The organism is Nitrospirota bacterium (genome assembly GCA_040756155.1).
GTDB lineage: Bacteria > Nitrospirota > Thermodesulfovibrionia > JACRGW01 > JBFLZU01 > JBFLZU01.
Genome location: JBFLZU010000006.1, coordinates 1 through 11,796, shown reverse-complemented (window position 1 = coordinate 11,796; position 11,796 = coordinate 1). Strand labels below are relative to the sequence as shown.

Below are 11,796 nucleotides of genomic sequence, written 5' to 3'. Positions count from 1 at the left end.
GTGCTCGCTGAGATAGAAGACCACCCCACAAGATTCTATCTACACCATTACAGGACGCTTAATGCCCTCCTTGACCAGATAGCGGTAAAGATAGCAACATTCATCCATACAAGTGGCTTTGACGCCCTGCCTATACCTGCATCCCAGATAGTTGACTGGGATGCACAGACAGCCCACCTATCACACAAGATGGTAGCAGTAAGGTCAGGAATAGGCTGGCTTGGTAGAAATAATCTCCTTGTCCATCCAGAATACGGCTCTTCAATAAGGCTTGCAACAGTGCTTACCAATATGCCTCTTTTAACAGATAGTCCGATTGAAGGAGACTGCGGCAAATGCAGAAGATGTATAGAAGTATGTCCTGTTAGTGCGATAGGTGAATCATATAAAGATTATAATAGAGAAGCATGCTTCGAGAGGCTTAAATGGTTTGCGAAGACATACAATATCGGACATTATATATGTGGAATATGCGTAAAGGCGTGCAGAGGGAAATTTTAGTCAAGCTATTTATTGGTATGATCTCCGGAGATGAAAGGCTTTTCAGGGATGTGGAAAAGAATCTTGTGGGTTTATATGGCGAGATTGATTTAAGAAGCCCTGTCTATGAGTGGAGGCATACCACTTACTACGAAAAGGAATTAGGCAAAGACCTCAAGAGACAGTTTATTTTCTTTCATGAACCCATAAGAGCCGACACCCTGCCTGATATTAAGATAAAGACAAATAGCATCGAAGATACATTCTCAATAGAAGGTAAAAGAAGGATAAACCTCGATCCTGGTTATATCACCTCTGCAAAGGTTGTGCTTGCATCAACAAAGGATTTTGCCCACAGGATTTATCTAAGAGATGGCATCTATGCAGAGGTAACCCTTTTATACCACAACAGGACATTCAATCCCCTGTCCTATACATTCCCTGATTTCAGAACCGAAGAGTATATATCTCTGTTCAATACCGCAAGAAATCTGTTAAAATAATCTTTATGCCTGAAGATTATCTTATTATACAGGGTGCAAGGCAGAATAACCTCAAGAATATAAACCTCAGGATACCACATAATGAGGTGACCGTTATAACTGGTGTAAGTGGATCGGGTAAATCCTCACTTGCATTCGATACGATATTCGCAGAGGGTCAATGGAGATATATTGAGTCACTCTCAACATATGCGAGGCTATTTCTTGAAAAGGTTAACAGGCCTGATATAGATGCTATAGAGAATATAAGACCTGCAATTGCGATTGAGCAGAAAAACCCTGTAAAGACATCCCGCTCTACCGTAGGAACCGCTACAGAGATATACGATTATTTAAGGTTACTCTTCACAAAGATAGGAAAGACCTTCTGTCCTACCTGTGAAAATGAGGTAAAATCATACAATCCCCATTCGGTCACAGATGAGATAATCTCCCGTTATGCTGGTAAATCCATCCTTATAATGTTTCCCCTCTTTCCTGGTAATGAGGGATTCACAGAAGAGACTGCATCCGATCTTGTAAAAAGGGGTTTTATAAGACTCAAATATGAGAATGTTATATATCACTTAGGAGATGGTCAAAGACCCCATCTAAAGAAGGGTGCATCCACTTTTAATGTTATTGTTGATAGGTTAATGGTCTCAGAAGATAGAAGGGCAAGATTTGTAGATTCCATAGAAACATCATTCAGGGAAGGTAGAGGGCTGGTAACCATTGAGATAATCGGGGAAGGAAATATAGATTATGGAGAGGGGTTCAGATGTTATCGTTGTATGGCTGAATTCAGCAAACCTCAGCCACTTCTTTTTTCATTTAATCATCCATTAGGGGCATGTCCTGAATGTAAGGGTTTTGGAAATGTATTAAGATACGACGAGGATTTGATAATCCCAGATAAGTCATTAAGCCTCCAGCAGGGCGCTATAGAACCGATGCGGATGCCTGCCTACAGGTGGTGGCAGAATCAGCTTATAAAAGGTGCTAAGAATCATGGGATCGATACAAAGAAGCCTTATGAACAACTTACAGAAGAAGAAAGATTATTAATTTCTAAAGGGGCAGAGGATTTTTATGGAATAAAAGAATTTCTTGAACACCTCGAGGGAAAAAGATATAAGATGTATATCCGTATCTTTCTTTCAAGATACAGAAGCCCATTCCCATGCTCCTCATGCAAAGGAACAAGACTAAATGATCGTGCCCTTTATGTCAGAATTGGTGGATTAAGTATTGCAGAGGTCTCGAGATTTACAATTAAGCAGTTTACAAGTTGGTTTGAGGGACTCAGGTTAACATCCCATGAAGAAGAGATCAGCCATGAGATATTAAAACAGATAAGAAAAAAGATAATGCTCATGGACAGAATAGGTCTTTACTATCTTACCCTCGATAGAATGACAAAGACACTTTCCGGTGGTGAGGCACAAAGGATAAATATCGTAAATCAGCTTGGTGCTGCACTTACTGGCACACTCTATGTGCTGGATGAGCCAAGCATAGGACTGCATGCAAGGGATACAGGTATGCTCGCAGGGATAGTCAGGGATATAGCCAAAGAAGACAATACCGTTGTCATCGTAGAACATGACAGCACAATGATAAAGGCTGCAGGGTATGTTGTTGAGCTTGGGCCAAAGGGAGGTAAAAATGGTGGGAGGCTAATGTATGCAGGAGATATAAACTCATTTATAAGTAACTCAAATACCCTTACAGCAAGATACCTTAATAGAGAAATATCTATCCCTATCCCTAAGAAGAAAAGAAGGGGGGAACGGTCTCTTTATATTATAGGTGCAGCAGAAAACAACCTTAAACATATAGATGTCAGGATACCACTACAGACATTTACCTGTGTTACCGGTGTCTCAGGTTCAGGTAAAAGCACCTTGATGGAGGATATCATTTTCAAGGCTCTCGGAAGGCACTTTAAAACATCCACTGAAAAGACAGGTAGATTTGAGCGGATAATAGGAACAGAGCATATAAAGGGAGTTAAATTTATTGACCAATCACCTATAGGAAAGACACCGAGAGCAAACCCTGTGACCTATGTAAAGGCATTTGATGAGATAAGAAAAATGTTTGCAAATCTCCCTGAGGCAAAGAAAAAGGACTTAAAACCTTTCCATTTTTCTTTCAATACAATCGGAGGAAGATGTGAAGAATGTCAGGGTAGCGGACATAAAAAACTTGAGATGTATTTCTTCGAGGATATGTATATTACATGTGAGCAATGCGAGGGAAAAAGATACAGGCCAGAGATACTCAGGATAAAATACAATGGCAAAAATATATCAGACATCCTGAACATGACCGTGGAAGAGACACTCGATTTCTTTCGCCTCTATCCATCAATAACAAATAAATTGCAGATAATGCACGCTGTTGGGCTCGGATATCTCCGTATCGGTCAGGCTATAAATACCCTCTCTGGAGGAGAGTCTCAACGGCTTAAATTATGTGCAGAATTAAGAAATACCTCTGTCAGGGATTATATTTATCTTATGGATGAACCAACAACAGGATTGCATCCTGATGATATAGTAAGGTTACTGAAGATTATCGATTATATTGTTGAGGCAGGAAATACTGTAATCGTTGTTGAGCATAATCTTGATGTAATAAAGTGTGCAGATTATGTAATAGATCTGGGGCCTGAGGGTGGAAATAAAGGTGGCTGGATCGTCGCGGAGGGAACACCAGAAGAGATAATCAAGGTGGATGGGTCATATACAGGTTTATATCTAAAGGAGCATTTATCCCGCACCTCTTACACTACCCCACAGCAAGCTGTGGGGTTACAATAGAGAAATCCTTTCTGCAGAGTCTAATTCCCATAGAGAGGTGCGGGATTTATTCTACAAAAATTCTTTACAATATGCACAAAAATAATTATAATATAATCATAGTTTAGCAAATTTTAGATTTTAAAGTGTTATGCTGAACCTGTTTCAGCAGCTCAAATCTTTATAAATAGATCCTGAAACAAGACTGTCCCTGATTTTCATCAGGACATGCCTGGCGACAGGACAGGGTTCAGGGTGACAAGATTACGAGAGGGAAACTATTATGCTTATAGAGAAAATCGTTAAGAATAAATGGATTATATATTCTGTTATCTTGTTGGTGGCAGGGATTGGAATAGGTCTTCTATTTGCATCGAGCCTCGACTGGCTTCCATTAGGACACACGACACAACAAAAGACAATATCATCTGCCGTTACTGAACAGCTTAGTCAGACAAGCCAGGCTTTTGCAGAGATAGTAAAAGCAGTCACACCATCTGTCGTTAATATCTCGACCACAAAGATAGTTAAGAGGGGGACTTCTCAGCTATCCCCTTTCTTTGATGACCCATTTTTCAAGGATTTCTTTGGGAATGGTCCATTTCATGAGTTTCGTTTACCTAAGAAGTGGCGGGAACAGAGCCTTGGATCAGGAGTTATAGTCTCTCAAGATGGTTATATTCTAACAAATAACCATGTAATTGGGAAGGCAGATGAGATTAAGGTATCATTCTCAGACAAGAGGGAATTTAAAGGAAAGCTTATTGGTGCAGATTCAAAGACAGATATAGCAGTAATCAAGATAGATGCAAAGGATTTACCAACCGTACGCTGGGGAGACTCTGATAAATTGCAGGTTGGAGAGTTTGTTCTGGCTATAGGCAATCCGTTTGGACTTAATCAAACAGTCACTATGGGTATTATCAGTGCGGTGGGCAGGGCTAATGTCGGAATAGCCGATTATGAGGATTTCATACAAACCGATGCGGCTATAAATCCAGGCAACTCAGGGGGTGCCCTCGTAAACATAAAAGGAGAACTTATAGGGATAAATACTGCCATTTTTTCGCGCAGTGGTGGTTATCAAGGAATAGGATTTGCGGTTCCAAGTAACATGGCTAAGGATGTAATGGATGGGCTTATAAAAAAAGGAAAGGTCGTAAGGGGCTGGCTTGGTGTTACGATTCAGGAGGTAACCCCTGAACTTGCAGCAGGGTTCGGACTGAAAAATCTTAAGGGTGCCATAGTGAGTGATATCTCAAGGGGTAGTTCTGCAGAGAAGGCAGGAATCAAACGTGGAGATATAATAACCATGTATAATGGAAAAGAGATAGAAAGTGTTGGACAGCTCAGGAATGCCGTAGCCAAGACACCTGTAGGGGCAGAAGTGAAGATAGTAATCCTCAGAGATAAGAAGGAAAAGGAGTTATTGGTAACTATCGGAGAACTTCCTAAAGAAATTGCCCGTGAAGGTTTATACAAGGACAGGCATTTTGAAGAAGAGGGGGTAAGCAGTGTTTTTGGTGGAATAACTGTTAAGGAGTTAACACCTAATATTGCCAGTCGTCTCGGAATCTCAAAGGATGAACGTGGTGTGGTTGTTACATCTGTGGAGTCTGATAGTGCAGCAGAGGAGTCAGGGATACGAAAAGGAGATGTTATTCAGGAGATTGATAAAAAAGAGATAAACAGTTTAAAGGATTATACCCGTATTGTCTCACGGCTGAAGAAGAATGAGACAGTACTTCTTTTAATAAACAGGGGTGGAAGGAAATTTTATGTAACACTAAAATCACTCGGTTAATTTTCATATGAGGGGAGGTGAAAAAATGGGAGTTACTATTCTGAGGCTTATATTTATGATCCTGAGCGCAGCGGTTGGTTACCACATTGCGCTTGGTATAGACAGGGAATATGGCATTTATGGATTACTTTTAGGCATTGCCTTTTCCTTAACAGTTATACTAATAGAAATCGCTCTCAGTAGAGTCACACTGAGGATATTAGTAGGTGGCATATTAGGACTTATAGGAGGTTCACTCTTAGCAAAGATTATTGCATCTACAATAGGTGCCCTTTCGCCTCGAATGAGCCTTCTGCTTCATCTTTTACTTATGGGTTTATTCGGATACTTTGGTATCGTATTCGGGATAAAAAAGGGGGAAAGCTTTCAGCTTTCTAAAGTGATAAGATACCTTAAAGGTCAGGAGGGCAACGAGAATACAAAGATTCTGGATACCTCTGTAATTATAGACGGAAGGATTGCCGATATATGCGAGACAGGTTTTCTTGAAGGGATGTTTATAATACCCCAATTTATCCTCAGGGAGCTTCAGCATATCGCTGACTCCTCTGATCCATTAAAGAGGGCAAGGGGAAGGAGAGGGCTTGATATACTCCATAAGATTCAGAAGATGGCTGGAGTTGATGTCAAGATTATCGAAGAGGATTTTCCAAAACTCAGAGATGTAGATTCGAAGTTAGTGGCATTAGCAAAGAGGTTAAATGCCAAGATTATTACAAATGATTTTAACCTTAATAAGGTTGCTGAGCTTCAGGGTGTTACAGTACTTAACATAAACGAATTGACTAATGCAGTAAAACCTGTTGTTCTTCCGGGCGAGGGGATGAAGGTTTTTATCTTAAAAGAGGGTAAGGAAATAAATCAGGGTGTGGCATACCTTGACGATGGAACCATGGTAGTAGTAGAGAATGCGAGGAAGCTTATTGGTAAGACGGTAGATGTTATTGTTACCAGCGTTCTTCAGACAACTGCGGGAAGAATGATCTTCACAAAACTTAAGGAAGAAGCAGAGAGAGAAGAATATTCGGTCGCCAGTATGAGGTGATAACAACTATGTTCCTGCCACTTGCCCAATCACTCTCCCCACAGGGGAGAGGAGAAAGATGAGGGGAAAGGTTTGTGTGGGCAAAAAAGAACACAAAAGTGATTTACAGAAAGTTATAGCCCTTATACCTTCAGCTGGATTGGGAAGAAGGATTGGATATAAGACTAAAAAACCATTCATAAAGCTTGATGGAAGACCAATACTTGCCCACACGATAGAAAGACTCCATGCTGTTAAAGAGATAGAAGAAATCATTCCTATTCTCCAGGAGACAGAGATGGAGTATTGCCTGAAGGAGATAGTAGAAAAATATGGTTTCACAAAGATAAAACGGATCGCACCTGGGGGAAAAGAAAGGCAAGATTCAGTTTATAATGGACTGAAACTGCTCGAATCCCATTGCGAATTCGTCCTTATACATGATGGCGTCAGACCATTTATTACACCTGAACTTATAATTGAATGTTTAAAATATGCAGATAGGGAGGAGGGCGTTGTACTCGGTGTCCCTGTAAGGGATACCATAAAAGAGGCGGACTCCAAAGGGATAATTAAAGGAACCATTAGAAGGGAAGGTCTCTGGTTTATCCAGACGCCACAGGTCTTTAGATTTCACATCTTGATGGATGCCTATGAAAGGGCTTTCAGAGATGGTTATTACGGTACTGATGATGCCTCACTTGTAGAAAGACTCGGCCACAGGGTTAAGGTCATAATGGGTTCGCCTGCGAATATAAAGATTACTGTAAAGGAGGATCTCCTTATCGGTGAAGCGATATTGAGAAGCCAGGGGTATAAACCGTATGGTTCGCCTTAGAGGATAAGATAACTTGAGGATAGGGTTCGGATACGATGTGCATCGGCTCGTTGCTGGAAGAAGGCTGATACTCGGGGGGATAGAGATACCTTTTGAAAAAGGACTGATGGGACACTCAGATGCCGATGTGCTACTCCACGCCATTTCTGATGCATTATTAGGTGCTGCCAATGAAGGAGATATAGGAAGGCATTTCCCTGATACAGATCCTGCTTATAAAGATATTTCAAGCATGAATCTACTCTGCAAGGTGGTTAACATCGTAAAAAACAAAGGTTATAAGGTTGAACATATCGATTGTTCTGTTGTGGCAGAGCAGCCCCATCTGTCACCCTATATAGATGGTATGCGTAATGTTATAAGCAGAGAGATTGGAACAGATAAATTACGCATAAGTATAAAGGCAAAGACCTCTGAAGGATTGGGTCCTGTGGGTAAAGGGGAATGTATAGAGGCTTACGCCGTGTGTCTTCTCGGTGAGTAATAAGGATATGTTTGAGATGGTAAAGAAGGATTTAAAGGCAGTTTTCGAAAGAGACCCGGCGGCTACGAGTATGATTGAAGTAATCTTTACATATTCAGGGTTTCATGCAATCTTCTGCCATAGAATTGTCCATTGGCTCTGGGAAAAGAAGATACCTCTATTGCCACGAGTTCTCTCACAGATAAACAGATTCTTTACAGGCATAGAGATACATCCAGGAGCAAAGATAGGGGGAGGCTTCTTTATCGATCATGGTATGGGTGTTGTTATCGGTGAGACTTCAGAAATTGGTGAGAATGTCACATTATTTCAAGGGGTTACACTTGGAGGAACAGGGAAGCAGCGTGGGAAACGACATCCAACTATTGGGAATAATGTAGTTATTGGTGCAGGAGCAAAGATACTCGGTGGGATAGAGATAGGTGATTTCGTGAAGGTCGGGGCAAATTCCGTTGTCCTGAAATCTGTTCCTCCATACTCTACTGTTGTCGGTATTCCTGGTAAGGTAGTCAGCATTAAAGGAGAAAAGACAGAGAATCTTATGAATCACATACATATCCCTGATCCTATTGAAATGGGTTTTGAGAAAATACATGCAGAGATTAAAAGGCTTGAGAATAGGTTGGCAGAACTTGAGGGAAGAGAAAAGGGAATTATAAAGATATTCAATACCTTGACTGGGAAAAAGGAAGAATTTAAATCTGTAACACCCAAGAAGGTCAAAATGTATGTATGCGGTGTTACAGTATATGATTATTGTCATCTTGGGCATGCAAGAGGCGCGGTCGTATTCGATGTAATCCGTAGATACCTTATTTATAAAGGATACGATGTGAAATATGTGAGGAACTTTACCGATATAGATGACAAGATAATAAACAGGGCACGGGAAGAAGGAGTATCGGCGTGGGATATTGCAAGGAGATTTACGGAAGAATATCGCAGGGACATGGATGCACTTGGCGTAGAAAGGGCAGACATAGAGCCAAAAGCTACCGAACATATCCCTGAGATGATAGAGATAATTAATGGATTGATAGAGAAGGGATTCGGCTACGTTGTTAATGGAGATGTCTTTTTTGATGTAAGCAGGTTTGAAAACTATGGAAGGCTTTCAAAAAGAAATCTTGATGAGATGCTTGCAGGTGCAAGGGTAGAAGTGAATGAAAGAAAGACAGATCCGCTTGATTTTGCATTGTGGAAGTCATCAAAAGAGGATGAACCTTCATGGAATAGTCCATGGGGAAAGGAGGGAAGACCTGGATGGCATATCGAATGTTCTGCTATGGTATTAAAACACTTAGGTGAAAATATAGATATCCATGCAGGTGGCAAAGATCTCATATTTCCACACCATGAGAATGAAATTGCACAGAGTGAGGCATATACAGGAAGGCGATTTGTCAATTACTGGATGCATAACGGTTTCGTCAGCATAAATCAGGAAAAGATGTCAAAATCGTTGAAGAATTTCTTTACTATTAAAGAAGTATTAGAAATCTATGACCCAGAGACTGTTCGCCTTTTTCTTCTTTCTACCCATTATCGCAGTCCAATAGATTACTCTGACAGGAATCTCAAAGAGGCTGAATCTACACTTGATCGCTTCTATTCTACGAAGGAACGGATTATTTCATATATTCAAATGAGGTCAACAGATACCACATCGGATATCGACCCCTCACTACTCGATTATGATGCAAAAATGCTTTATGACGAGATTATGGGATTTAAAAATGCCTTTGTTGAGGTAATGGATGATGATTTTAACACTGCTCAGGTGCTCGGACATATCTTTGGACTTATCAGAACCATCAATAGATATATGGATAAAATGGGTGACTCAGAGTCGACAATAGCCTATCTTCTTAATGTAGCACTGATGCGTTTAGAAGAAATAGGTGATGTTCTTAATCTCTTTAAAAAGATACCACATGAATGGTTCTACAGAAAGAGAAAGGGAACAATCAGTCTTACCGATGAAGAGATAGAGAAAAAGATAGAGGAAAGGAAAGAGGCGAGGTTAAGGAAGGACTGGGAACGCGCTGATAGGATACGCAAAGAACTGGAGACAGCAGGGATATTGCTTGAAGATAGACCTGAAGGCACAGTCTGGAAGGTCAAGATATGATGATTAAAGCAAGCAAGGAGGTTATATATGGCATTAATCCTGTGTATGAGGTATTAAAAAAAGCTGAAAATCGGTCCATTTATGGAGTCTATGTAATAGAAGAAAAAAGGGGGAAAGAGATTGATAGGATAGCAGAGCTGTGTAAAAAGAGAAAGATAGACCTGAAATATGTCTCCCATAATTTTATTGAAAAACTTCTTGCGGAAGCAAGGGGGCAGCGAGTTGTCCATCAGGGTGTTGTTGCCCTTACAACCTCTAAGTGTTACTCCACTATTGATAAAATGTTAAATATTGCAAAATCAAAAGGGGGGAAACCATTACTTTTAGCCCTTGATGGTATTGAGGATCCACGAAATCTCGGTGCTGTAATAAGAACAGCTGATGCAGGAGGTGTTCATGGTATAATTCTAACCCGTCATCATACCGTTGCGTTGACGCCCATAGTCGCCAAGACCTCTGCAGGGGCACTGGAGTATGTTGCTGTCACTGTCGTCACGAACCTTCGTGCAACACTCTCAGCGTTGAAGAAGAAGGGATTATGGATTTTGGGGCTTGAAAATACCGCTTCTCAAAGTATATACTCTCTTGATCTGGATATTCCATTAGTGGTTGTGATTGGAGGTGAAAACACAGGCCTGAGAAAGGGAATTGTGGAAGAGTGTGATTTTCTTGGTAATATCCCGATGTATGGACATATAAATTCACTTAACCTCTCTGTTGCAACAGGGGTAGTTATATATGAAATACTAAATCAGCGTTTATTAATAGGTGAGAAAACCAAAGGAAAAGCGAAAAAAATATTTAAAATTAACTAAAATTATGAAATTTTATAATTGACTATATTTGAATAAAAGATTATATTATAAAGTTTTAGTAAACCCCGTTAGAAGACTCTGCCTTCTAACGGGAAGGTTCACACGGGGCATTAACTCCGTGTTCGCTCAAAAAGGAAAATTATTTTCATCCCCGCTGCAAGCAGCGGGGCATTCTAAGGGGGTAAATTTTTTAATTTATATCAAAGGGCTATAAAGCCACCGTAGCTCAGCTGGTAGAGCAGCTGATTTGTAATCAGCGGGTCAGGGGTTCAAATCCCTTCGGTGGCTCCAAGTTAGTTTTGGAGTTCAGAGTTATGAGTTTAGAGTTTAAATTATTTTTATTTACTCCGAACTCACAACTCCAAACTCTTAACTAAGGAAGGGGGAGGTTCCCGAGTGGTTAAAGGGAACAGACTGTAAATCTGTCGCTGTAATGGCTTCGGAGGTTCGAATCCTCCCCTCCCCACCAAGTCAATTTTGCAGAGCAAAATTGACGGTTGAGAGTTTAGAGTTCAGAGTTCGGAGATTAAGGTATGATAGTTTAAGGTTGTTTTAACTCTGAACTAATAACTCATAACTCTGAACTTAAGAGGGCGGGTGTAGCTCAGCTGGTAGAGCGTCAGCCTTCCAAGCTGAATGTCACGGGTTCGAATCCCGCCACCCGCTCCAGCCAAATTTTGCTCTGCAAAATTTGGCAGTTAAGAGAGTTAGGAGTAGTTATTGCCCATGTAGCTCAGTCGGCAGAGCACATCCTTGGTAAGGATGAGGCCACCGGTTCAATCCCGGTCATGGGCTCCAGAAAAGACAGTGAGTAGTTGCTAACAATAGGATTACGCGATAAGTTGGTAGGCAACGAGGTTTACCCTCGTTGATTTAGAAAAATCAACGGACATAAAGTCCGTTGTCTACGGAATGCAGGAGGTGGTTATGG

The 11,796-nt window shown here is 40.8% G+C and carries 9 protein-coding genes, 4 tRNA genes and 1 pseudogene; all 14 read left to right on the top strand.

The window, feature by feature from the left end:
* Positions 1-501, top strand: a 501-nt coding sequence (locus AB1488_00670) for a reductive dehalogenase domain-containing protein (GenBank protein ID MEW6408612.1), incomplete at its 5' end; no start/stop codon positions are given.
* Entirely contained in the window at positions 471-983 is a 513-nt protein-coding gene (locus tag AB1488_00665) for a DUF4416 family protein (protein ID MEW6408611.1), read from the top strand. The genes AB1488_00670 and AB1488_00665, both read left to right, overlap by 31 nt.
* 5 nt (positions 984-988) lie before the next feature.
* A complete protein-coding gene (gene uvrA, locus AB1488_00660; GenBank protein MEW6408610.1) occupies positions 989-3,790 on the top strand; it encodes an excinuclease ABC subunit UvrA in 2,802 nt (933 codons plus the stop codon).
* Between the two features lie 262 nt (positions 3,791-4,052).
* Positions 4,053-5,573, top strand: a complete 1,521-nt coding sequence (locus AB1488_00655) for a DegQ family serine endoprotease (GenBank protein MEW6408609.1) — start codon at positions 4,053-4,055, stop codon at positions 5,571-5,573.
* Between the two features lie 25 nt (positions 5,574-5,598).
* Complete coding sequence (locus AB1488_00650) at positions 5,599-6,618, top strand: PIN domain-containing protein (protein MEW6408608.1); 1,020 nt, start codon at positions 5,599-5,601, stop codon at positions 6,616-6,618.
* Between the two features lie 58 nt (positions 6,619-6,676).
* Positions 6,677-7,435, top strand: a complete 759-nt coding sequence (gene ispD / locus AB1488_00645; protein ID MEW6408607.1) for a 2-C-methyl-D-erythritol 4-phosphate cytidylyltransferase — start codon at positions 6,677-6,679, stop codon at positions 7,433-7,435.
* Between the two features lie 13 nt (positions 7,436-7,448).
* Positions 7,449-7,919: a 2-C-methyl-D-erythritol 2,4-cyclodiphosphate synthase gene (ispF, locus tag AB1488_00640; GenBank protein MEW6408606.1), complete on the top strand. Its 471-nt coding sequence runs from the start codon at positions 7,449-7,451 to the stop codon at positions 7,917-7,919.
* A gap of 7 nt (positions 7,920-7,926) precedes the next feature.
* A pseudogene (gene cysE, locus AB1488_00635) lies at positions 7,927-8,424 on the top strand (serine O-acetyltransferase).
* Between the two features lie 147 nt (positions 8,425-8,571).
* A complete protein-coding gene (gene cysS / locus AB1488_00630; protein MEW6408605.1) occupies positions 8,572-10,050 on the top strand; it encodes a cysteine--tRNA ligase in 1,479 nt (492 codons plus the stop codon).
* Positions 10,047-10,865, top strand: coding sequence for a 23S rRNA (guanosine(2251)-2'-O)-methyltransferase RlmB (rlmB, locus tag AB1488_00625; protein ID MEW6408604.1), 819 nt, complete (start codon positions 10,047-10,049; stop codon positions 10,863-10,865). Before cysS ends, rlmB begins: the two co-directional genes overlap by 4 nt.
* 215 nt (positions 10,866-11,080) lie before the next feature.
* A tRNA-Thr gene (locus tag AB1488_00620) sits at positions 11,081-11,156 on the top strand.
* 91 nt (positions 11,157-11,247) lie between these two features.
* A tRNA-Tyr gene (locus tag AB1488_00615) sits at positions 11,248-11,334 on the top strand.
* Positions 11,335-11,458: 124 nt separating this feature from the next.
* Positions 11,459-11,534, top strand: a tRNA-Gly gene (locus tag AB1488_00610).
* 53 nt (positions 11,535-11,587) lie between these two features.
* A tRNA-Thr gene (locus AB1488_00605) sits at positions 11,588-11,663 on the top strand.
* Positions 11,664-11,796: the final 133 nt, after the last annotated feature.

What these genes read in the sequence shown, in the direction of transcription:
- rlmB (MEW6408604.1), top strand. Translation starts at nt 10,047, where the DNA reads ATGATGATTAAAGCAAGCAAGGAGGTTATATATGGCATTAATCCTGTG.
- ispD (MEW6408607.1), top strand. Translation starts at nt 6,677, where the DNA reads ATGAGGGGAAAGGTTTGTGTGGGCAAAAAAGAACACAAAAGTGATTTA.
- AB1488_00655 (MEW6408609.1), top strand. Translation starts at nt 4,053, where the DNA reads ATGCTTATAGAGAAAATCGTTAAGAATAAATGGATTATATATTCTGTT.
- uvrA (MEW6408610.1), top strand. Translation starts at nt 989, where the DNA reads ATGCCTGAAGATTATCTTATTATACAGGGTGCAAGGCAGAATAACCTC.
- AB1488_00650 (MEW6408608.1), top strand. Translation starts at nt 5,599, where the DNA reads ATGGGAGTTACTATTCTGAGGCTTATATTTATGATCCTGAGCGCAGCG.
- AB1488_00665 (MEW6408611.1), top strand. Translation starts at nt 471, where the DNA reads ATGCGTAAAGGCGTGCAGAGGGAAATTTTAGTCAAGCTATTTATTGGT.